This is a genomic window from Sphingomonas sp. 320_CC (assembly GCF_059691795.1).
In genome coordinates this window covers 286,748-309,483 of record NZ_JCAWAE010000001.1, presented here as the reverse complement: position 1 = coordinate 309,483, position 22,736 = coordinate 286,748, and the positions used below count along the sequence as shown (strand labels likewise).

Below are 22,736 nucleotides of genomic sequence, written 5' to 3'. Positions count from 1 at the left end.
ACTCAGCCCAGAAATTGCGTCATCCGCGCCGCCGCTCCGGTCCACGCGACCCCGCGATCGTCGAGCCATGCGTCGTCGTAATAGGTGCAGCCATAGCGATCGCCGCCATCGCACAACAGCGTGACGATGCTGCCCGTCTCGCCCGCCGCCGCCATCTCCTCGACGATCTGCGCGCAGGCCCAGAGGTTGGTCCCGGTCGAGCCGCCGACGCGCCGGCCGAGCCGGTCGGACAGCGCGCGCATCGCACCGATGCTGTCGGCGTCCTCGACCGCGATCATCCGGTCGATCACGCTCGGCACGAAGCTCGGCTCGACCCGCGGCCGTCCGATCCCCTCGATCCGCGACGCGCACCCCTCGGGCAACGCGACCACCGAGCGATCCTCGAAATAGCGGTGAAACACCGAGTGCACCGGGTCCGCGACGCACAATTTGGTGTCGTGGCGGCAGTATCGGATGAAGCGCCCGATCGTCGCCGACGTGCCGCCGGTCCCCGCGCCGCAGACGATCCAGGACGGGCACGGATGCTCCTCCTCGGCCATCTGCGCGAAGATGCTTTCGGCGATGTTGTTGTTGCCGCGCCAGTCGGTCGCGCGCTCGGCATAGGTGAACTGGTCGAGGTAATGCCCGCCGGTTTCGGCCGCGAGCCGGTGCGAGACCGCGTAGACGGTGCGCGGATCGTCGACCATGTGGATCTCGCCACCGTGAAAGCGGATCGCGTCGAGCTTGGGCTTGGCGGTGGTCGCGGGCACCACCGCGATGAAGCGCAGCCCCAGCATCCTGGCGAAATACGCCTCCGACACCGCGGTCGATCCCGACGAGGATTCGATCACCGTCGTCTCGGGCCCGATCCATTCGTTGCACAGCGCGTACAGGAACAGCGACCGCGCGAGCCGGTGCTTGAGGCTGCCCGTCGGATGCGAACTTTCGTCCTTCAGGTAGAGGACGATGCCGGGATACCGCGGCAAATCCACCCGGATCAGATGCGTGTCGGCGGATCGGTTATAGTCCGCCTCGATCCGCCGCACCGCCTCCGACAACCAGCGCCGGTCGACGCGCTTCGTCACCCTTGCAGCCCGTGACGGACCAGCATCGCGGTCGGCTCGGGATCACGCCCACGGAACGCGCGGAAGCTGTCCGCCGCGGGCCGCGTCGCCCCGCGCGCGAGCACTTCCTCGCGGAACCGGTCGCCGGTCTTGCGATCCACCAGGCCCGCCTCCGCGAACGCCTCGAAGCCATCCGCCGCGAGCAGTTCCGCGTAGAGATAGCTGTAATAGCCCGATGCATAGCCGCCCGCGAAAATGTGGCTGAACGCGTGCGGGAAGCGGTGCCATGCAGGCGGGCGGATCACCGCCACCTCGTCGCGCACCGCCTCGATCACCTCGATCGGATCGCTGCCCATCGTGCCGAGATGCAGCAGCATGTCGAACAGCGCGAACTCGACCTGGCGCAGGATGAACATCCCCGCCTGGAAATGCCGCGCCTTCACCATCCGCTCGAACAGGTCGGCGGGGAGCGTCTCGCCGGTCTTGTAGTGGCCGGACATGCCGGTCAGCACGTCCTTGTCCCAGGCGAAATCCTCCATCAGCTGGCTCGGCAGTTCGATCGCATCCCACTCGAAGCCATTGGTGCCGGCGATGCTCGGCCGGTTCACCTTGGTGAAGAGCAGGTGGATGCAGTGGCCGGTCTCGTGCAGCAGCGTCGTCACGTCGTTGTGGCTCAGCAGCGACGGCGTCTCGCCGCCATCGGGTGCGAAGTTGCAGACGAGATACGCGACGGGCACCGTCACGGTATTGCCGTCGTGCAACCGCGGCCGCGCTTGCGCCATCCACGCACCGCCACGCTTGCCGGTACGCGCGTGGAGATCGAGATACAGGCCGGCGAACACCGTTCCGCTCTCGTCCACCACATCGAAGAACCGCGCATCGTCATGATACAGCGACACGTCGTCGCGCTCGACGAGCTTGATGCCGAACAGCCGCTGCATCAGCGTCTGCCAGCCCTCCATCACGCGCTCGACCGGGAAATACGCCTTCACCACCTGCGCATCGACCGCATAGCGATCCTGCCGCAACCAGTTCGACACGAAGCCCGCATCCCAAGGCTCGAAATCGGCGATCCCGAGTTGCTCGGCGGCAAACGTCTTCAGCTCGGCCAGGTCGCGCTCCGCCGCCGGCTTCGCGCGCCGTGCCAGATCGCGCAGGAACGCGATCACTTCGGCACCGTTGGGGGCCATCTTGGTCTCCAGCGACCACGCGACCGGATCGGTGAAGCCGAGCAGCTTGGCGCCCTCGTGCCGCAGTTCGAGGATACGCGCGATCCGCGCACTGTTGTCGAACTCGCCCGCGTTCGGTCCCTGGTCCGACGCGCGCGTCGCGAACGCGCGGTACATGCGGGCGCGCAACTCGCGGTTCTCCGCGAAGGTCAGCACCGCGTTGACGCTCGGCTGTTGCAGCGTGACCAGCCAGCCCGCCTGCCCCTTCGCCTTGGCGGCATCCGCGAACATCGCCTTGTCCGCATCCGAAATGCCAGCGAGATCGGCCTCGTCCGTCACCAGTTCCGACCACGCATCGGTCGCGTCGAGCACCGCGCTGCCGAACTCGTTTGACAACCCCGACAGCTCGACCGAAATCTCGCTGAACCGGTCGCGCGCCTCGGGCTCCAGTGCCACGCCCGACAGCGTGAAGTCACGGATCGCCTGCTCGACTGCTACCCGGTCTTCATCCGACAGCGACGCAAACTCGGGCGACACGCTCAGCGCCACGAACACCTCGTACAAATCGCGGTTCTGCCCGACCTTCATGTCGTTCTCGACGAGCCGCTTCTGCCCCTCCGAATACGCCGCGCGCAGTTCGGGCGTATCCGCGACGCCGTGGAGATGCGACACCGCCGACCAGATCGCACCGATCTCGGTATTCGCGCGCTCATACGGCAGCCACGCGCCGGCGAAATCGGTCGGCCGCGCGGTCGTCAGCGCCTCGACCATCGCCTCATGCCGCGCGATCGCCTCGTCGAGCGCAGGCGCGATCTGATCGGGCGAGAGCTCCGCGAAACGGGGCAGCGACAGCGTATCGAGAAGCGGGTTCGTCGGGGCAGTCATGGGAAAATCCTTCAGCATTCGACGACGTTGACGGCCAGGCCACCAAGCGACGTCTCCTTATATTGCGAGCGCATGTCCTCACCGGTCTGGCGCATCGTCTCGATCACCGCATCGAGGCTGACGATATGGCGACCGTCCCCCCGCAGCGCCAGATACGCGGCGTTGATCGCCTTGATCGCGCCCATCGTATTGCGCTCGATGCAGGGGATCTGGACCAGCCCGCCGATCGGATCGCATGTCAGCCCGAGGTTGTGCTCCATGCCGATCTCGGCAGCATTCTCGATCTGTTCGTTGGTCCCGCCGAGCGCCGCGACCAGCGCGCCAGCGGCCATCGAGCACGCGACGCCGACCTCACCCTGGCACCCCATCTCCGCCGCCGAGATCGACGCGCGCTTCTTGTAGAGAAACCCAATTGCCGCCGCGGTCAGCAGGAAATCGTGCGCGCCCTTCGGCGTCGGATCCTTGGTGAAGGTCTCGTAGAAGCGCAGCACCGCGGGCAGCACGCCCGCCGCGCCGTTGGTCGGCGCGGTCACGACGCGGCCCCCCGCAGCATTCTCCTCGTTCACTGCGAGCGCATACAGGCTGACCCACTCGAACACCGCGGAGGGATCGGCCGCGGTATCGCGCGCCTGCAAGCCCTCGAACAGCGCCTTCGCCCGACGCGGCACCTTCAGCCCACCCGGCAGGATACCCCCCTGCCGACAGCCGCGATCGATCGACGCGAACATGGCACCACGGACGGCATCGAGGAACGCATCGGTCTCGCTCTCCGGCCGCCACGCGATCTCGTTCTCGCGGACGATGTCGGCGATCGTCATCCCCGTCGCATCGCCGGTCGCGAGCAGCTCCGCCCCCGACGAGAATGGCCGCGGCAACAGGATGTTCGCCTTCACCGGCCCCGAGCCCGCCTCGACGATCGCCCCGCCGCCGATCGAGAAATAGGTCCGCTCGACGCTGCGCCCGTCACCGAACGAGGCGGTGAAGGTCACCGCATTGGGATGCCCCGGCAGGAAGGTCTTCGAATGAAACAGAAGGTGCTGGCTTTCCTCGAACCCGATCTCCACCCGTTCGGCGAGCATCAGCCGCCCGCTCGACCGGATCGCCGCCAGCCGCACCGGGATCAGGTCGGGATCGATCGTCTCCGGCTGCGCACCGCTCAGGCCCAGCATCACCGCGCTGTCGGTCGCATGCCCCCGCCCGGTCAGCGCCAGCGAGCCGTAAAGATCGACGCGCACCGCCACAGGCTTCTCGTCCGCGACCAGATCCGCGAACAGCCACGCCGCGCGCATTGGCCCGACGGTATGCGAACTCGACGGCCCGATCCCGATCGTGAACAGGTCGAGGATGCTGATCGCCTGGTGGCAATCGGGGCGAGCGCGAGTCTGCTCGTCCGGGCGATCAAAGGTCAGCGGAGTCATGCATCGCCGTTACGAGACTATACCCCGCGCCGTCCATCCGAAGCTGACGCAGCGCCTATTCCCCCGCCCATTCCTTGAGCAGCGTGTACGCGATCGCATAGGGCGGCGGCGCGACGAACGGCCCCTCCTCTCCGCGCAGCACCGCCCGCACCATCTCGCGCGGCACCCACATCGCATCCTCGAGCTCGTTCACATCGAGCGTGATCGCATCGTCCTCGGCCTCCGCAACGCATGCCATCATCAGCGACGACGGAAACGGCCAGGGCTGGCTCGCAACATACCGCACCTTGCCGACCCGCACGCCCGACTCCTCGAGGATCTCGCGCGCGACCGCTTCCTCGATCGACTCGGCCGGCTCGACGAAACCGGCCAGCGCGGAATACCGCCCCGGCGGCCACCCCTTGCCACGCCCGAGCAGCGCCCGCCCGTCATGCTCGGCGATCATGATCACCACCGGATCGACGCGCGGGAAGTGCTCGGTCCCGCAGTTCGGACACTTCCGCGCCCACCCCGCCCGGAACATTTCGGTCGGCGAACCGCACTTCGCGCAAAAACCATGCCGGACATGCCAGTCGATCACACTCCGCGCACCAGCGTACGTCGCCGCCTCACCGGGCGCGAGCGCTGCCAGTACCGCCATCAGCGCGGGCGAACGCATCGCCGGCGCGTTGTCGACGCGCATGCCCGCCAGCAGCGCCGCGAAATGCGGCCGTCCGCTGTCGTCGAGTCCAAGCAGGATCGGCTCGGCATCGTCGGGCATGTCCGCCATCGACGTCCAGGCGAGATGCCCGTCATCGGTCGTGCCCGGCAATAGCCCGTCGAGCACCAGCAGCCGCGCACGCCAATCGCGCTGCGCCGCCGCCAGCCCTTCCGGATCGTGACGCAATGCATCCGACCGGTCGAGCGTCCCACCGGTAAACCCAGGTGCCTCCATCACGCTCATCGGCGCAACCTCGCCGCATCTTGGAGCAGCGCCGCGACCACCTGCTGGCGGAGCGGTATCCGGTCCGCCGGGAAGTAATTGACCATCACGTTGCCGCGCGAATGCCTCGACGGATCGACCCACGCGATCGTCCCCGCCGCACCGCCCCAGGCATAGGTGCCCTTGCCCGGTCCGTTCGGCGTATCCGCGAGCACGACGGAACCGCCCGCGCCGAAGCCCATGTTGCTCCCCTGCGTACCCCCGGTGCCGCCACCGACTCCGCCGAATACCACGCCCGCCGGCAACAGGTTCGACGTCGCCAGCGCGATCGTCTCGGGCTTCATCACGCGCACGCCGTCGAGCGTGCCGCCGTCCTGGATCATGTGCAGGAACCGATCGTAATCGCGCGCCGACATCACGAGACCAGCACCGCCATACGGAAAGCTCGGCTTTTGCAGGAACACCGACGTCGCCGCCGGATCGAGCGGCGTCCGCGTGTCGCCGACGAACGCATAGTTGGTCGCGAGCCGCCCGACCTCGCTCTGCGGCACCTGCCAGAAGCTCGACCGCATCTTGAGCGGATCGAACAGCCGCGTCTGCACGAACCGCTCGAAGCTCATGCCGCTCGCCACCTCGATCACGCGGCCCATCACATCGAGCCCGATCGAATAGCTCCACTTGGTGCCAGGATCCGCAATCAGCGGCAGCGTCGCGACGCGGTTCGCGAACTCCTCGAGCGATTTCGGCCGGACGGGCCGCATCTTCTCTTCCATCGCCGCGCTGACCGACAGCGGCAGGATACCGAGCCGCTCATATTCCTTGAGCAGCGGCCCCTTGGTGACGATCGTGTAGCCGAGCCCGGCGGTGTGCGTCAGCAAATTGCGGATCGTGATCGGCCGCACGGCGGGCCGCGTCGCGAGCGACGTGTCGGGGCTGGTCGCCACCTTCATGTCCTTGAACGCCGGGATATATTTGCTGACCGGATCGTCGAGGTTGAGCTTGCCGTCCTCGACCAGCATCATCGCCGACATCCCGGTGATCGGCTTGGACATCGAATAGACGCGCCACAGCGAATCGGGGCCTGCCGCCGGAGCATTGGGGGCGTCGCTGATCTTCCCCGCGGACGGGAACAACGTCGGACCATCACCAGCCCCGAACGCACCGACGATCCCCGGCATCTTGTTCTGTGCGACATAGTTGTCGAACAGCGCGGACGTGGCAGGCAGGAGCGCGTTGACCGGGATCGTCATCCGCGGCGTAGGACGAGCCTGCGGGCTCACCTGCGGACGCGGCTGCGCCTGCTGGGCATAGGCCGTGGCAGCGGCCAGCGCGGCAAGTCCGCCCGTCGAAATCCAGTGCACCAGTTTCATGCAGCTCTCCGTATGGTCTTGCCGGCCTTGGCGAAAACGGTCGGGAGCCCGGCGGTATCCAGCTCGTCGATCGGCCACCATTTGCTTGCCGTTGGAACGCGCGGTTGATGCGCCTCGACCGCCGCCACCGCAAGCGTCAGTTGCAGATCGAAATGCGTAAATCCGTGTGCGACGGTTGCGTCCAGCATCCGCCAATCCGCCTGCGCCGGCGCGTCATCGAAACCGGGGGGAACATCACCCCAAGGCCCGGTCGGAAACGCGCGCATCCCGCCGAGCAGCCCCTTGTCCGGCCGCCGCACCAGCAACACCTGCCCGTCGCGCTCCAGCCAGAAGATCGTCCCGTACCGCCGAGGCTTGGCCGCCTTCTTCGCCTTCACCGGCAACCGCTCGGGCGCGCCCTGAGCAAAGCCCTCGCAATGCGCGCGGATCGGACACAACAAGCACTTCGGCGCGCGCGTCGTGCAGATCCCCGACCCCAGATCCATCATCGCCTGCGCGAAATCACCCGCCCGAGCATCCGGCGTGATCAAATCCGCCGCCACCCGAATCGCCGGTCGCGCAGCCGGCAAAGGCGTCTGAATCGCAAACACTCGCGCGACCACCCGCTCGACATTCGCATCGACCACCACCGCGCGCTCGCCAAACGCGATCGCCGCCACCGCCGCCGCTGTATAAGCGCCGAGCCCAGGCAAAGCGCGCAACTCCACCTCCGTCCGCGGAAATTCCCCGCCGTGATCTGAAACCACGGCCTTTGCCGCCTTCACGAGATTGCGCGCTCTCGCGTAATACCCAAGCCCAGCCCAAGCTGCCATCACATCGGCATCGTCCGCCGCAGCCAGACTCGCGAAATCCGGCCACCGCGCGGTCCACGCGAGGAACCGCGGCGTCACCGCGGCCACCGTCGTCTGCTGCAACATCACCTCGGACAGCCACACCCGGTACGGATCGACCGCCTCGCCCGGCTTCGCGCGCCACGGCAGGTCGCGACGATGCGCGTCATACCAGTCGAGCAGGGCCCGAGAGACCGAAGAGCGCTTGGCGTTCACGCGTCGCCTATGGCATGGGTTCGCAGATGAGCAAGCCGCCCGTTTCTGTGCCCAAACCTGCGACGCCCAAGCCGGCGACGAAGCGCATTAAAGGCAGGACCGACCCAGACGCCCCGCGCGAGAACCGCTCACGCGCGGTCGCCGAGCTGCTGCCCGCGATCGGCGGCGCGGCGTTCCGGCGATTCGGCTTCGTCCAGTCGTCGATCGTCAGCCGCTGGCCCGAGATCGTCGGCGCCAAACTGGCCGGTGCGAGCATCCCCGAATCGATCCGCTTCCCAGTCGGCAAGAAGCAGGACGGCGTCCTGACCCTTACCGTGCGCGGCGCACACGCACCGATGATGCAGCACATCGCGCCCGAGATCATCGAGCGCGTGAACCGCTTCTTCGGCTACGCCGCGATCGTGAAGGTAGCGATCCGCCAGGGCGAGGTCGCCGCGCCCGTCCCACGCAAGGCGCCCCCTTCGTTGCGCCCAGTCCCCGTCGATCTCGGTATGAGCCTGAAGGGCATCGCCGATCCGGAACTGCGCGCCGTCCTCGAATCCCTCGCCGCCGGCGTCGCCTCGACGCACGGCCTTCCCAGGATCAACTGATGCGCGTCTTGCTTGCCGTCTTCGCCCTCTTCCTGCTGACCGGCGCCGCGCCCAAGCGCGACTGGTCGCAGTCCGCGCGCATCCTCCCCTCGGGCGCCTACCTGATCGGCAACCCCGCCGCGCGCGTGAAGCTCGTCGAGTATGCGAGCTACACGTGTTCGCACTGCGCCGACTTCTCGGTGAAATCCGAACCCGTGCTGAAGCGCCAGATGATCGCATCGGGCTCGACCAGCCTCGAAGTCCGCCACTTCATCCGCGACCGGCTCGACCTGTCGGCGGCGATCCTCGCCCGCTGCACCGGCCCGAAAGGCTTCTCCGCCACCTCGTCCGCGATCTTCGCCGCACAGCCGCAATGGCTCGAGCGCGGGATCGAATACCAGCAAGGCAACGCCGCGCGCCTGAACATGTACCCGGCCGCCGCCCAGATCCGCGCCAACGCCGACGGCTCCGGCCTGACCGCGTTCGTCAAGGCGCGCGGGCTGTCGGACGCGGCCATCAACGCGTGCTTCGCCAACCAGCCCGAGATCGACCGCATCGTCAAACTGACCGCCGACGCGCCGAAGGAGATCGACTCGACGCCGACCTTCTACCTCAACGGCAGGCTCGTCCCGCACGTCGGCTGGGAACAGCTCGAACCCGCGCTCCGCAAGGCCGGCGCCCGTTAATTCACGTGATCCACTGGAGTAACCCGATGAAGTTCCTGACCACGCTCGCCGTCCTGCCGCTCGCGCTCGCCGCCTGCTCGAAGAACGATTCGACCGGTAACGTCGACCAGCCCGCTGCCGCGCCGGTAGCAGCCGCCGCAGCCCCCGCCGGCCAGAACTGGACCGAGACGGTCGTGAAGACCCCCGAGGGGTACCTGATGGGCAACCCGAACGCGCCGATCAAGCTCGTCGAATACGGCGCGCGTTCGTGCCCGACCTGCGGCGCATTCGGCCGCGAGGCGTACAAGCCGCTGACCGAGAAGTACGTCTCGACCGGGAAGGTCAGCTTCGAATTCCGCGACTTCCTCGTCCACGGCGCACCCGACGTGGCGCTGACGCTGCTTGGCCAGTGCGGCGGCGTCGCGCCGTTCTTCCCGATCCTCGAGCAGATGTACGGCAACCAGATCGCCTTCCTCGACAAGCTCCAGGCGATGACCCCCGACCAGCAGAAGGCGCTCGCCAACCAGCCGCCGACGGTCGTCGCGACCAAGCTCGCCGAACAGATGGGCGCGATCGATTTCGTCAAGCAGCGCGGGATCCCGGAAGCCAAGGCGCGCGCGTGCCTCGCGGATCAGAAGCAGCTCGAAGTAATGGCCAAGCCGACCGAGAACGCGATGCAGGCGGGCACCGTCACGGGCACGCCGACGTTCCTGATCAACGACAAGAAGCTCGATCAGGTCGTGAGCTGGGATCAGATGGAGAAGGCTCTGAAGGCCGCTGGGGCGTAAGCTAATCGCTCCACAAGTAACTACCCCGGCGAAGGCCGGGGCCCAATTGGAAAGGTGGAATTAACGAAGCGCAACCTTCGTTAGCGCCGTCTCCCAATTGGGCCCCGGCCTTCGCCAGGGAGGTGCAATGTTGGCGCACTCAGTCGAATGGCAGCACCGCCTTCCTTGTTCTCCCGCGAAGGCGGGAGCCCAGTCTGGGTCCCCGCCTTCGCGGGGAACCAACAGCGCAACGGTCCGGGGTAAGATCCAACTTTAGTCGTCGGGGGGCGCCAAGAATGCAGATCAAGCGCCTCCGCATCACCGGCTTCAAGAGCTTCGTCGACCCCGCCGATCTCCGCATAGAACCCGGCCTGACCGGCGTCGTCGGCCCCAACGGCTGCGGCAAGTCCAACCTCCTCGAAGCCCTCCGCTGGACGATGGGCGAGGCCAGCGCGAAATCGCTGCGCGGCGCCGGCATGGAAGACGTCATCTTCGCCGGCACCGCCACCCGCCCGCCACGCGACTTCGCCGAAGTCTCGATCCTCGCCGAAATAAGTGGTGACGAACGCGAGATCGTCCGCCGGATCGAGCGCGGCGCCGGCTCCGCCTACCGGATCGACGGCCGCGACGTTCGCGCAAAGGACGTCGGCCTGCTCTTTGCCGACGCCGCCACCGGCGCGCACTCGCCCGCGCTCGTCAGTCAGGGCAAGATCGGCGCCGTCATCGCCGCCAAACCCGCCGACCGCCGCGCCATGCTGGAGGAAGCCGCCGGCATTGCCGGCCTCCACGTCCGGCGGAAAGACGCTGAAGGCAAACTCCGCGCCACCGAAGCCAATCTCGCCAAGCTCGACGAGATCATCTCCGACCAGGACGCGCGCGCCGCCACGCTGAAACGCCAGGCCCGCGCCGCCGAACGCTATCGCCTCATCTCCGCGCAGATCCGAGTCGCCGAAGCGCGCACGCTCTTCGCCCGATGGCGCGAAGCCGCCACCGCAGCCGATGCCGCCAAGGCCGAAGCCGCCGCTGCCGAAACCCGCGTCCACGCCACGACCGAAGCCGAACGCGCAGCCGCCGCAAACCAGCACCGCGCGATCGAAGCCGTCGCCACCGCCCGCACCGCAGCGCTCGCCGCGCGCGACCTAGTCGGCGATCTCGCCCACCGCCTCGCCGCGCTCAAGACCGAAAAGGCCAGCGTCGAGCGCAGGATCGCCGACCTCGCCGACGCCCGCGCCCGAATCGCCGACGACCGCGCCCGCGAAGGATCGCTCGCCAGCGACGCCGCCGCCGCGCTCGCCCGCCTCGCCGAAGAGGCCAAGACGCTGGACACCGCGATCGCCGACGCCACCGCCGCGATCCCCGACCTCGACGCCGCACTCGCCGAAACCGAACGTCGCGCCCGCGACGCCGAAGTCGCGCTCGCCCAGGCCCTCGCCACGCAAGCCCGCGACGCCGCCGAAGTCCGCGTCGCCAGCGCAGCCCTCGCCGCCGCCCGCACCCGCGCCGACCGCGCCGATCGCGACGCCGCGCAGATCGCCGCCGCTCTCCGCGCCCTCGGCGACCCCGCGCCGCTGGCCGCAGAGCGCGAGACCGCCGCCGAAGCCCGACGCACCGCGACCGCCGCCGCAGAGTCCGCCCGCCAGGCCATCACCCAGGCAGACACCGACGAAGCCGCCGCGATCAGCGCGCGAGACGCCGCCGAAACCACTCGCGCGACCGCCCGCGCAGACCTCGCCGCGATCGACAGCGAAGTGACGGCGCTCACCAAGGCAACACAGCGCAGCGGTCGCGACCGGCTGCTCGACCATGTCTCGGCCAGCACCGGTTACGAACGCGCACTCGCCGCCGCACTCGGCGACGATCTCGAGACCGGCCTAGACGCATGGGCAGGCGCCGCGCCCCGCGAAGACGATCCCGCCGCGCCCGCCGACGCCGAACCGCTGGCAAAGCATGTCGACGCGCCCCCCGCCCTCGCCCGCAGGCTGGCGCAGGTCTTCGTCGCCGACACCGACGGCCAGCAACACCTCGCCGTCGGCCAGCGCATCGTCACCCGAGACGGCCGACTCCGCCGCTGGGACGGCTTCACCGCAACCGGCACCGGCGCGGCCGCCGCCGAGCGCCTCGTCCGCCGCAACCGCCTCGCCGCGCTCCAGGCTGCCCGCCCCGCCGCAGCCAAGGCGCTGGACGACGCCGAACGAACCCGCGCCGCGATCGACGAGCGGATCGCCCAGGCTAGAGGCCAGTCGCAAACCGCCCGCGCCGCCCTGCAACGCGCCGAAACCGCCGCGCGCGACGCCCTCCGCCAGGAAGACCGCGCCGCCGCCGCGCTCGAACGCCTCGCCACCCAGCGCACAGACCTCGACATCCGCGCGCACCGCATCGCCGACGACGTCGCCGACGCGCATGCCGACCGCACCCGCGCCGAAGCCGCGATGGCCGCCGTCCCTGACGGCACCGCCAACGCGCGCAAGGTCGCCGCGCTTCAATACGACGCCGAAAATGCCCGCGCCGCCGTCGCGCAGGCCCGCGCCGACCGCACCACGCTCGACCGCAGCATCGCCACCCACCGCGAACGCCTGTCCGCCGCCCAAGCAGACACCCGAAGCTGGCGCGCGCGCGCCGGTGAAGCCGCCAAACGCATCGCCGCCATGGACGCGCGCGAAACGACGCTGGGCGCCGACCTCGCCGCCATCGCCGCACGCCCCGCCGCCCTCGACGCTGAAATCGAGACGCTCGACGCCGAACACCATGACGCGCGCACAACCGCCGACGCGCTCCTCGCCACCGAACGCGCCGCGGAAACCGCCGCCCGCACCGCCGACGACGCCCACCGCGCCGCCACCGAAGCGCTCGCCGTCGCCCGCGAAGCCCGCGCCGGCGCGATCGCCCGCGTCGAAAATCACGAAGCGCGTCGCCTCGATCTCGGCCGCCTCTCAGGCGAGCGCTTCCAGTGCCCCGCCCCCGTCCTCCCCGAACGCCTCGGCTTCGCGGTCGCCGACGTCCGCGCGCCAGCCGAGGAGTCTGCCACGCACGACCGCCTCAACACAGATCGCGAACGCATCGGCCCGGTCAACCTCGTCGCCGAAACCGAACTCGCCGAACTCGAAGAGTCCGCGCGGGGCAACGCGGTCGAGCGCGACGAACTCGGCCAAGCCGTCAACCGCCTGCGCGGCTCGATCGGCACGCTCAACCGCGAAGGCCGCCAGCGCCTGCTCGCCGCGTTCGAAGCGGTGAACGGTCATTTCCAGCGCCTCTTCACCACGCTGTTCGACGGCGGCGCCGCGCATCTGGAACTGATCGATTCCGACGACCCGCTCGAAGCCGGCCTCGAGATCATGGCGCAACCACCCGGCAAACGCCTCCAGTCGCTAACGCTGCTGTCGGGCGGCGAACAGGCACTCACCGCGGTCGCGCTGATCTTCGGCCTGTTCCTCACTAACCCCGCGCCGATCTGCGTCCTCGACGAGGTCGACGCGCCGCTCGACGACGCCAATATCGAGCGCTTCTGCGACCTGCTTGACCGCATGTCGCGCGACACCGAAACGCGCTACCTCGTCGTCACGCACAACGCCGTCACGATGAGCCGCATGCACCGCCTGTTCGGCGTGACGATGATCGAACGCGGTGTCAGCCGCCTCGTCTCGGTCGATCTGCAGGCCGCGACCGGACTCATTGCAACCGCGTAGGGAGACAATCCCCGTTCGCGACGTTGATCCTCGATGTTCCTCGACGAATCCAGCATCTGGCCGCGCAAGGAGGACCTGCCTCCCCGCAAGCCCGTGTATCGGCACGAGAAGGCGCTGACCCGCCTGATCTTCGTCTATCTCGTCCTGTTGCTGCTCCTGCCCGTAAGCCTCGGCGGCATGGTCGACCTGATCCGCTATCTGTTCGGCTGATTTTCGGGTGTCCTACACAACCCGGTCCTGCCACCGTCGTGAATCCGCAATCGTCCACGTCTGGGCCTAAGTGCAGACATCGGAAAAATGCTCCCAGCGTCTGCACTTTGTGCACTTCCAGCATCGGGGCCGACCCGAAAGGTGGCCAGTACAACGACATAGCAACAAGTTGATCTCCATCACTCGACACCCCTTTTCGCGGAACGTAAGACGAACGAATGGCCCAACTCGACACCCGTGAAAAGCTCGAGATCCTCGCCGACGCGGCCAAATACGACGCGTCGTGCGCGTCGTCGGGCACGACCAAGCGCAATTCGAAGGACGGCAAAGGGCTCGGCTCGACCGAAGGCATGGGCATCTGCCACGCCTATGCGCCCGACGGCCGCTGCATCTCGCTGCTGAAGATCCTGCTGACCAACAGCTGCATCTTCGACTGCCATTACTGCATCAACCGCAAGAGCTCGAACGTCCGCCGCGCACGGTTCACGGCGAAGGAAGTCGTCGACCTCACCATCGCCTTCTACAAGCGCAATTATATCGAGGGGCTGTTCCTCTCGTCGGGCATCATCGCCTCGTCGAACTACACGATGGAGCAGATGGTCGAGGTCGCGCGGTCGCTTCGGGAAGACCATCATTTCCGTGGCTATATCCACCTCAAGACAATCCCCGACGCCGATCCCGAACTCGTCCACCAGGCCGGGCTGTACGCTGACCGTGTCTCGATCAATGTCGAACTCCCGACCGCAAACGGCCTGAAGCGCCTCGCCCCCGAGAAGGACGGCGTCCGCATCGAGACCGCGATGGCCGAGGTGAAGGCCTCAATCATCGACGGCAAGGACGCCAAGGCCAAGTACAAGTCCGCGCCCCGCTACGCCCCCGCCGGCCAGTCGACGCAGATGATCGTCGGCGCAGACGCGGCGACGGACGGCGATATCGTCCGGAAGGCGTCGACCTTGTACGACCGCTTCGGCCTGCGCCGCGTCTATTATTCCGCGTTCAGCCCGATCCCCGATGCGAGCGCCGTCCTTCCGTTGCAACGCCCGCCCTTGATGCGCGAGCACCGGCTGTACCAGTCCGACTGGCTGATGCGCTTCTACGAGTTCCAGCCGCACGAGGTGGTCGCCGCCGCCGACGACGCGACCGGGATGCTGCCGCTCGACATCGACCCCAAGCTCGCCTGGGCACTCAAATTTCGCGGATCTTTCCCAGTAGACGTCAACCGCGCCCCCCGCGAAATGCTCCTCCGCGTCCCCGGACTTGGCGTAAAGGCAGTCAACGGCATCCTCACCAGCCGCCGCTGGCGCCGCCTGCATTTGGCGGACATCGCCCGCTTGACCGTGTCAGTCGCCAAGCTTCGCCCCTTCATCATCGCCGAGGACTGGCGCCCCGTAGCACTAGCGGACAAAGCCGAACTCCGCCCGATCGTCGCCCCAAAACCCAAGCAAATGGAAATGTTCGCGTGAGCCCCGCACATTCCTCCCCGGCACGGGGAGGGGGACCAGCACAGCTGGTGGAGGGGGGCTTCTACGAGCGTATCATTGGTGGTGAACCCCCTCCACCACGCCGCTACGCGTCGCGGTCCCCCTCCCCGTGCCGGGGAGGATTATGCGCGTCGTAACCCTGTCCGAACCGGACGACTTCGACGGCTGGCGCGACGCTGCGCGCGGCCTGATCGCCGAAGACGTCCCTCCCGACGACGTCGTCTGGCAAGTCGGCGACGAGCCAGTCGACCTGTTCGCAACCGTCGCCGAACCCGCCCCTGCCCCGCCCCCCGGCGCGTTCTCAGTCCCCCGCGCCTTCATCGACCTGGCCCGCAGCGCCATCCTCGGCAGCGACCCAGAACGGTTCGCCCTGCTCTACACGCTGCTTTTCCGCCTCCGCCGCGAACCCAAACTGATCGAGGATCGCGCCGATCCGCTCGTCCGCCGCCTCGACCGAATCGCCAAGGACGTCCGTCGCGACATCCACAAGATGCGCGCCTTCCTCCGCTTCCGCGAAGTCGAGGAAGACGGCGGAATCCGCTTCGTCGCGTGGTTCGAGCCCGATCATCACATCGTCCGCGCGAACGCTGCGTTCTTCGTCAACCGCTTCGCCAGCATGCGCTGGTCGATCCTGACGCCCGGGGTCTCGATCCACTGGGACGGCAAGGCGCTCAGCGAAGGCCCCGGCGCGAGCAAGGCCGACGCCCCCGATGGCGACCCAACCGAGGAAGTCTGGAAGACTTATTACGCCAGCATCTTCAACCCAGCGCGCGTGAAGATCGGCGCGATGCTGAAGGAGATGCCGAAGAAATACTGGAAGAACATGCCTGAAACCGCGCTGGTGCCCGGCCTGCTGGCGGCGGCACAGGCACGGGAGAGCGGGATGATCGCGAAGGCGCGCGACACGGTCGGCGGCAACAGCCTGATCGCATGGGAAGCGCTGCGTGACGAAGCTGCCGGCTGCACCCGCTGCCCTCTGTACAAGCCCGCGACGCAAACCGTGTTCGGCGAAGGCCCGGTCGACGCGCCACTAATGTTCGTCGGCGAGCAGCCGGGCGACCAAGAGGATATCGCCGGCCGCCCGTTCGTCGGCCCCGCCGGCCAGATGTTCGACAAGGCGATGACCGAAGCCGGCGTCGACCGCTCCCGCGCCTACGTCACCAACGCGGTGAAACACTTCAAATTCGAACAGCGCGGCAAACGACGCATCCACGCCAAGCCCGGCGCTGGCGAGATCGACGCATGCCGCTGGTGGATCGAGCAGGAGCAGATGCTGATCAAGCCAAAGGTGACGGTGGCGCTGGGCGCGACGGCGGCGCGGTCGCTGTTCGGCAAGGTAATGACGATCGGGCGCGAGCGTGGGCGGGCGTTGCAGTTGCCGGATGGCGGCGAGGCTTGGATCACGGTGCATCCGAGCTATCTGCTGCGGCTACCGGACCCGGCGCAGGCGGCGGAGGAATATGCGCGGTTTGTCGAGGATTTGCGGGTCGTAGGCGGGCGGATCAGCTGATTTTCTGCGACATCGTTGCCAGTTGAACTTGCCCCGCCCGTCCTCCTGACGAAAGTCAGGACCCAGAGCCGTAACCGCTCTCCCTCGTAACCCTAGGTCCTGACTTTCGTCAGGAGGACGGGCGAGGCTGGATAGCCATATTCACCGATCACATCGAGTTTGGTTCTGGTCCCAACCGGCCAGCAGGGTCGTCGAGCGCTTCGATCGCAGCCATGTCCTCGTCGTCCAGCGTCAGATCCAACGCCGCGAAATTGTCAGCGAGATGCTCCGCATCCGACGCCTTCGGGATGACCGAAAAACCATTCGCCAGATGCCACGCCAGGATAACCTGCGCTGTACTCCAACCATGCTTGTCGGCGATCCGAACGATCGCGCTGTCCTGCAACAGCGTCTTGCCCTGCCCCAACGGGCTCCAGCTCTGCGTTATGACGCCATGCGCTTCATGATACGCACGCTGCTCGCGCTGCTGGAAATTCGGGTGGAGTTCGATCTGGTTGACCGCCGGGGTCACGCCGGTTGCGGCGACGATCGCATCGATATGCTCGGGCAGGAAGTTCGACACGCCGATCGACTTGGCCTTCCCGGCATCGCGCAGCGCGATCATCGCCTGCCAGGCTTCGATATACTTGTCCTGCTTCGGCACCGGCCAGTGCATCAGGTACAGGTCGACCGACTCGACACCGAGCAGCGCAAGGCTCTCGTCCATTGCTGCCTCGGCGTCACCCTGCCGATCATTCCACAGCTTGGTGGTCAGGAACGCATCCGAGCCCTTGTAGCCATCGCCGACACCGCGTTCGTTGTCGTAGATTGCGGCGGTGTCGACCAAGCGGAAGCCGATATCGAGCCCGGCGCGGACGATCGCCGCGGCTTGACTGTCGGGGATCTGCCATGTGCCCATGCCGAGCTGGGGCATCGTGCGGCCGTCGTTGAGTGTGAGATCTGTCATGCCGCACCAGCGAACGAACCGCGTGCCGGTTCCGATTGGCTCTTCCCTTCGTCGCCCGGTTCGCGCAATCGACCGAGCCATGTTCGAAAAGATTCTGGCCGTGCTGGCCACCTTCACGATCGGCGTCATCTCGTCGGGTGGCTATGTCGGCATCGCCTTGCTCATGGCGATCGAGAGCGCATGCATCCCGCTGCCGTCCGAGATCATCATGCCCTTCGCCGGCTATCTAGTCTCGACCGGGCGCTTCGACCTATATCTCGCCGCGACCGCGGGCGCGATCGGGTGCAACCTTGGCTCGATAGTAGCCTACGAAGTCGGCAAGCGCGGCGGCCGACCGATGGCCGAGCGCTGGGGTCGCTTCGTCCTGATCGGACCGGGCGAGCTTGACGCAGCCGACCGGTTCTTCGCACGCTGGGGCTCGATGGCGGTGCTGATCGGCCGCCTGCTCCCGGTGATCCGCTCGTTCATCGCCTTCCCCGCCGGAGTCGCGCGGATGAAGCTGGTGCCGTTCCACGTCTACACGTTCATCGGGTCTTGGCCGTGGTGCTTCGGGCTGGCGTGGGTCGGCATGAAGCTCGGCGACAAGTGGGACAGCGATCCGCGCGTCAAGGCCGCGTTCCACAGCGCCGACCTGCTGATCGGCGTCGCCCTGATCGCGCTGGTCGGCTTCTATGTCTGGCACCGGGTACGCGGTCTGAAGCGTCACTCGTAACCACGGAGCTTTGCTAACGCGCGCAGATCGTCGTCGCGGGTGGGAACGATCGACTGCATGCGGCGCTGATACGCCGCGACGATCTTGGGACCGGCCTTGGCGGGTGAACCGCTGTCGAATGGCGGCGCGGGGTCATATTCCAGACCGAGTTGCACCGCTCGAGCATGTGCCTCGCCACGGATCATCGCGGTCAGCGTCAGTGCGAAGTCGATCCCTGCGGTGACACCGCCGCCGGTCACGCGGTTGCGATCGACCACGGTCCGCGCGTCGACCGGGATGGCGTTGAACAGAGTCAGCATGTCGCGTTGCGCCCAGTGGCAACTGGCGCGGTAACCATGGAGCAACCCCGCCGCGCCGAGAATCAGCGAGCCGGTGCACACGCTCGTAACCCACGTCGCTTCGGCGCCGACCGTCTGGACCCACGCCATCGCCTCGTCGTCGGCGATCACGCCGTTTATGCCGAAACCGCCGGGCACGCAGAGAATGTCGGCATACGGCACGTCCGCAAAGGTCGCGGTCGGCAGGATCGAGAAACCGGCGTCGGTCGGGACCGGCTCCAGCGTCTTCCAGACAAGATCGAGCCGAGCGTTGCCGAGCCGCGACAGAACCTGCGCAGGGCCGGTCAGGTCAAGCTGCGTCACGTTCGGGAACAGCAGGAAGGCGATGCCCAGCGGCTCGGTCATGTGATTGCTCCTTGCGATAGGTTCTTACGATCAAGCATCGCGAAATCGCTCCGAATCGGCCTAACTCGCTGAAAAACAGCGCGAGTCCGGCAACGTGCAATGATCGCGCTCGCCCGAAGTGCAGAAAGTGCAGACGCTGGTGCAGTATTTTCGGTTGCGCCCGACGCACCGTAGGGGGCGGTTTTAGCGAATGCACTCCGGATGGCTGCCGACGTCATTCGCGCATCATGCCACTCCATCCGCCTGTAGGACAGTTACGTCTAAAACAGCGCGCGCGGGTGTCAGGCGAACAGCCACGTCCCGAGCATCAGCGCGGTCATGACGGCGGCAAGAAAAATTGCAGAGTAGGCGAGAAGTCTTTTTCGTAACCATCGGCGCGGATCGGGCGGGGACGGTTTTCGATTTCCGGATGTTAGCCCATCCGTTTGCCCCCTTTTGTGCGCCAGGGGGACGGTAAGCGGTGCGAAAAGCCGACCCACCCCTGCCTCTCCCTTTCAGGGAGGGGGGAAGTAATGGCGTTGTCGTTTACGACGGGTTTACGGGAGGACGGGGACTTCTGCCGCGCGCGTCTTGTTCTCAAGCCGCGATTCTCGCACCCGCTGACCGAAGCAGCCGGTGGCGCCGCCTGCGCCGACCGCCGAGCAGCTTCCGATCGTGCTGACGCCCGACCCGGCGTCCATCGTGCCCTGTGCCTTGGTTGCCCAGCTTGCATTTTCGGGCGTGACGACGAACTCGCGGAGTTCCTTGGGGACGCGGTATTGCTCCTGCGCGCTGCGACGGACGCAGACGACGATCTCTTCACCGTTCTGGTTGGTCGGGCAGCGCTCGTTGCCGAATAGCGTCAGGACGCCGTTGACAGGCGCACTGCGCGAGACTTCGCCGGGGGCGGAAATCGGTTTGGCCTTGCCGGTAGCACCGGGCAGAGCCGGTGCCAGCGTCGGTCCCTTGGCGGGTATCTGCGCCAGCGTTGGCGGCGCTACAGGGCGAGCAGATTGCGCCGTCTGCGCCGCAACGGGTCCGGCGACGAGCAACGCCGTCGCAAAAAGCATTTTCATACGCATCACTCCCACAATCCGTACTTCAGTCACTGGCCGTATCTCATTGTATCGGCCGCATCTCAGATCCGCTTGGCAGTCGCGATCGCAACCTTGCAGCCGAGCCGGATCGCGGCACTCAATACCGGATAACCCGGCGTCTCCTCCGCCCCTGCGGCGATCGCGGTGGCCTTGTGCTCGAGTTCCTCGGCCTGAAAATCGAGAATGGCTGCCGATAGCTCGGGGTCGCTGGCGCCAAGCTGAACGAGTTGCTCTTCGTAATGCTTGTCAATTTCAGTCTCGACCGCCGCCGTGCACGCCATCGCCGCTCGTGGGCTGATCGCCGCGGTCACCGCGCCAAGCGCGAAGCCAGCGACTTTCCAAATCGGCTGCAGAACGGTCGGCCGCACGCGGCGATCGACGATCATCTTGTCGAAGAAAGCGCGGTGGCGTTCCTCTTGCTGCGCCATGTGATGGATCGAGCGCGACGCCGGGTGGCGGTCGCCAAGCACAGCCAACTGACCCGCATAAATGCGGATCGCGCCGTACTCTCCGGCCTGGTCGACCCGGATCATTGAGTCCGTCGCCCGCTTGGCGTCTCCTGGCTTCCAGCCGCTCATCTCGTCTTCCTCATGAGTGCGAATATGGTGAACGCACCGACGAGGGAAAAGATGGCGTTGAAGCCGGCGAGCGAGATTCCGAGCAGTTTCCACTGTGGCGAATCGCAGCGCACCATCGGCGCATTCATGATCGCGGCGAGTCGCTCGGCGGCGGTCGTGCCGGCCATCGAGACGGTCGTGGTGCAGGCGGTGAAGCCGTTCCACCAGTAATATTCGACGCCGGCATGCGCGACGCCGATCAGACCGCTGAGGCCGATCAACAGCCCGGCGATGATCACCAGCGACGCCCGCAGCGAACGGCCGGGGACGAAGAACGTCGCGCCCGCGATCAGCACCGCGGAATAATGCGGCCAGCGCTGCCAGTGGCACATCTCGCACGGATACAGCCCGCCGAGATATTGCGAGCCGAGCGCACCGAGCAGCAGGAACGCCGGCAGCAGGAGCGCGATGGCACGCGCGATCTCTTCGTTCTTGGTCATGCCCAACCCGCGACGCACGCTCACTTGGTGGCTGCCTTGGCGGCGTCGGCATCGGGCTTGATCGGCCGCGGCTTCGTCGCGGCGGCGACCTGCACCGGGCCACCGAGGCGCGCGACGGTCTTCAGCGCGTAATAGAGCTGGAAATCGTCGATGCCCTGCTTCTTCAACTGGTCGGGCGTCTGCGAGAAGCGCGGATCGGTCTTGGTATCCTCCTCGAGCACCGCGTTGTCGGCCTTCACCTCGTTGATCAGGTGTTTCCGGAGATCGGCCTCGCGGAACACCGGGCGCGACTTGTAGTCGGGGTCGGTGAGCTGCGGCACCTTGATGTCGGGCTCGATCCCGCCCTCCTGCACCGATCGGCCGGACGGCGTGAAGTAGCGCGCGGTGGTCAGCCGCAGTGCGGTCTCGGGGCCGAGCTGGAGCACGGTCTGGACCGAGCCCTTGCCGAAGCTGCGCTCGCCCATGATCAGCGCGCGGTGGTGATCCTGGAGCGCGCCGGCGACGATCTCGGACGCGGACGCGGTGCCGGGATCGGTGAGGACGACGACCGGCAGGCCGTGCGCGTCGTCGCCGGGCTTGGCGTAATAGCGCTCGATATCGGTCTTCTCGCGGCCGCGCTGCGAGACGATCTCGCCATGATCGAGGAACGCGTCGCTCACCTCGATCGCCTGGGTCAGGAGCCCGCCGCCATTCTCGCGGAGGTCGACGACATAGCCGAGCGGGCGGTGGCCAAGCGACTTGTCGATCGCCATGATCGCCGCGCGGGTGTCGGCGCCGGTGTTTTCGCTGAACGTGTTGATGTTGATATAGCCGACGTCGCCGCGGACTTCCCACTTCACCGGCTTCTGGACGATGATCTCGCGCATCATCGTCACGTCGAGCGGCTTGTCGCGGCCTGGGCGGACGAGGCCCAGCGTGATCTTGCTACCGGGCTTGCCGCGCATCTTGCCGACCGCCTCGTCGAGCGAATCGCCGTAGATCAGCTTGCCGTCGATATGCGTGATGTAGTCGCCGGATTTGACGCCGGCGCGGGCAGCGGGGGAATCCTCCTGCGGGGCGACGACCTTGATCGCACCGTCCTCCATCTGCACCGTCAGCCCGAGACCGCCGTAATTGCCCTCGGTCATAATCCGGAGGTTTTCGTAGTCGAGCGCATCGACATAGCTGGAGTGCGGATCGAGGCTGGCGAGCATGCCCTGGATCGCGCCCTTGATCAGCGTCTTGTCATCGACCTTGTCGACATATTCCGCCTTCACGCGGTTGAAGACGTCGAGGAACTGGTCGAACTCGCGGTACGTGTCGGTGTCGACTGCCGCCATCGCGGAGGTGGCCAATGGGATCAGCGTCAGCGCGCCGACGATCGCAGTCGCGGCAAGGAACGGGGTACGCAGTATAGGACGAGGCATCGATGGTCCTGCAACCTGAGAAAAGACGTGTCGTACGGTCGTGACGGCGTAGCGTAGCGGAACGCTGGCGGCAACGCGCGCGCGGAGTGAAGGCGCGTGGGGGTTAATGAGGGCTGAC

Annotated in this window: 20 protein-coding genes; 8 read left to right on the top strand and 12 right to left on the bottom strand. The window is 67.0% G+C overall.

Annotated features, from left to right (window positions below):
• Window positions 1-2: 2 nt before the first annotated feature.
• The 6 genes from AC59GX_RS01455 to AC59GX_RS01430 are packed head-to-tail and all read right to left on the bottom strand — an operon-like array spanning window position 3 to window position 7,853.
• Window positions 3-1,064: a PLP-dependent cysteine synthase family protein gene (locus AC59GX_RS01455; RefSeq protein WP_426282599.1), complete on the bottom strand. Its 1,062-nt coding sequence runs from the start codon at window positions 1,062-1,064 to the stop codon at window positions 3-5.
• A complete protein-coding gene (locus tag AC59GX_RS01450) occupies window positions 1,061-3,097 on the bottom strand; it encodes a M3 family metallopeptidase (RefSeq protein WP_497300655.1) in 2,037 nt (678 codons plus the stop codon). The genes AC59GX_RS01455 and AC59GX_RS01450 overlap by 4 nt, the downstream gene beginning before the upstream one ends.
• A gap of 11 nt (window positions 3,098-3,108) precedes the next feature.
• Window positions 3,109-4,515, bottom strand: coding sequence for an L-serine ammonia-lyase (locus tag AC59GX_RS01445; RefSeq protein ID WP_426282601.1), 1,407 nt, complete (start codon window positions 4,513-4,515; stop codon window positions 3,109-3,111).
• A 55-nt stretch (window positions 4,516-4,570) separates the two neighbouring features.
• The gene (gene nudC, locus AC59GX_RS01440; RefSeq protein WP_426282920.1) at window positions 4,571-5,449 is read right to left on the bottom strand and encodes an NAD(+) diphosphatase; all 879 of its coding nucleotides are present in this window, start codon (window positions 5,447-5,449) and stop codon (window positions 4,571-4,573) included.
• Window positions 5,450-5,454: 5 nt separating this feature from the next.
• Window positions 5,455-6,807 (bottom strand): serine hydrolase domain-containing protein, encoded by a 1,353-nt coding sequence (locus AC59GX_RS01435; RefSeq protein ID WP_426282602.1) that lies wholly within the window; start codon window positions 6,805-6,807, stop codon window positions 5,455-5,457.
• Window positions 6,804-7,853: an A/G-specific adenine glycosylase gene (locus AC59GX_RS01430; RefSeq protein ID WP_426282603.1), complete on the bottom strand. Its 1,050-nt coding sequence runs from the start codon at window positions 7,851-7,853 to the stop codon at window positions 6,804-6,806. The genes AC59GX_RS01435 and AC59GX_RS01430 overlap by 4 nt, the downstream gene beginning before the upstream one ends.
• Before the next feature lie 26 nt (window positions 7,854-7,879).
• On the opposite strand from AC59GX_RS01430, the gene AC59GX_RS01425 reads away from it, so the two are divergent.
• The 7 genes from AC59GX_RS01425 to AC59GX_RS01395 all read left to right on the top strand — a co-directional run bounded on the left by AC59GX_RS01425 (window position 7,880) and on the right by AC59GX_RS01395 (window position 16,738).
• Window positions 7,880-8,443, top strand: coding sequence for a DUF721 domain-containing protein (locus AC59GX_RS01425; protein WP_426282604.1), 564 nt, complete (start codon window positions 7,880-7,882; stop codon window positions 8,441-8,443).
• On the top strand, window positions 8,443-9,108 hold the full coding sequence (locus AC59GX_RS01420) for a thioredoxin domain-containing protein (protein ID WP_497300653.1): 666 nt from the start codon (window positions 8,443-8,445) through the stop codon (window positions 9,106-9,108). Before AC59GX_RS01425 ends, AC59GX_RS01420 begins: the two co-directional genes overlap by 1 nt.
• Window positions 9,109-9,134: 26 nt before the next feature.
• A complete protein-coding gene (locus tag AC59GX_RS01415; protein WP_056051660.1) occupies window positions 9,135-9,875 on the top strand; it encodes a thioredoxin domain-containing protein in 741 nt (246 codons plus the stop codon).
• Window positions 9,876-10,150: 275 nt separating this feature from the next.
• The gene (smc, locus tag AC59GX_RS01410) at window positions 10,151-13,537 is read left to right on the top strand and encodes a chromosome segregation protein SMC (protein ID WP_426282606.1); all 3,387 of its coding nucleotides are present in this window, start codon (window positions 10,151-10,153) and stop codon (window positions 13,535-13,537) included.
• Between the two features lie 33 nt (window positions 13,538-13,570).
• Window positions 13,571-13,747, top strand: coding sequence for a hypothetical protein (locus tag AC59GX_RS01405; RefSeq protein WP_426282607.1), 177 nt, complete (start codon window positions 13,571-13,573; stop codon window positions 13,745-13,747).
• Between the two features lie 218 nt (window positions 13,748-13,965).
• Complete coding sequence (locus AC59GX_RS01400) at window positions 13,966-15,210, top strand: putative DNA modification/repair radical SAM protein (protein WP_426282608.1); 1,245 nt, start codon at window positions 13,966-13,968, stop codon at window positions 15,208-15,210.
• 142 nt (window positions 15,211-15,352) lie between these two features.
• Window positions 15,353-16,738, top strand: coding sequence for a UdgX family uracil-DNA binding protein (locus AC59GX_RS01395; RefSeq protein ID WP_497300650.1), 1,386 nt, complete (start codon window positions 15,353-15,355; stop codon window positions 16,736-16,738).
• Window positions 16,739-16,886: 148 nt separating this feature from the next.
• Here the strand turns inward: AC59GX_RS01395 and AC59GX_RS01390 are convergent, their stop codons facing one another.
• A complete protein-coding gene (locus AC59GX_RS01390) occupies window positions 16,887-17,684 on the bottom strand; it encodes an aldo/keto reductase (RefSeq protein WP_426282611.1) in 798 nt (265 codons plus the stop codon).
• Window positions 17,685-17,763: 79 nt separating this feature from the next.
• Between AC59GX_RS01390 and AC59GX_RS01385 the strand changes: the two genes are divergently transcribed.
• Entirely contained in the window at window positions 17,764-18,396 is a 633-nt protein-coding gene (locus tag AC59GX_RS01385) for a DedA family protein (protein ID WP_426282613.1), read from the top strand.
• Here the strand turns inward: AC59GX_RS01385 and AC59GX_RS01380 are convergent.
• The 5 genes from AC59GX_RS01380 to AC59GX_RS01360 form a co-directional block, all read right to left on the bottom strand.
• Window positions 18,387-19,079, bottom strand: a complete 693-nt coding sequence (locus tag AC59GX_RS01380) for a DJ-1/PfpI family protein (RefSeq protein ID WP_426282615.1) — start codon at window positions 19,077-19,079, stop codon at window positions 18,387-18,389. The genes AC59GX_RS01385 and AC59GX_RS01380 overlap by 10 nt on opposite strands.
• A gap of 536 nt (window positions 19,080-19,615) precedes the next feature.
• Window positions 19,616-20,134, bottom strand: a complete 519-nt coding sequence (locus tag AC59GX_RS01375; protein WP_426282617.1) for a hypothetical protein — start codon at window positions 20,132-20,134, stop codon at window positions 19,616-19,618.
• A gap of 62 nt (window positions 20,135-20,196) precedes the next feature.
• Window positions 20,197-20,688, bottom strand: coding sequence for a demethoxyubiquinone hydroxylase family protein (locus AC59GX_RS01370; RefSeq protein WP_497300649.1), 492 nt, complete (start codon window positions 20,686-20,688; stop codon window positions 20,197-20,199).
• A 41-nt stretch (window positions 20,689-20,729) separates the two neighbouring features.
• The gene (locus tag AC59GX_RS01365; protein ID WP_426282619.1) at window positions 20,730-21,212 is read right to left on the bottom strand and encodes a disulfide bond formation protein B; all 483 of its coding nucleotides are present in this window, start codon (window positions 21,210-21,212) and stop codon (window positions 20,730-20,732) included.
• A gap of 20 nt (window positions 21,213-21,232) precedes the next feature.
• The gene (locus AC59GX_RS01360; RefSeq protein ID WP_426282621.1) at window positions 21,233-22,618 is read right to left on the bottom strand and encodes a S41 family peptidase; all 1,386 of its coding nucleotides are present in this window, start codon (window positions 22,616-22,618) and stop codon (window positions 21,233-21,235) included.
• Window positions 22,619-22,736: the final 118 nt, after the last annotated feature.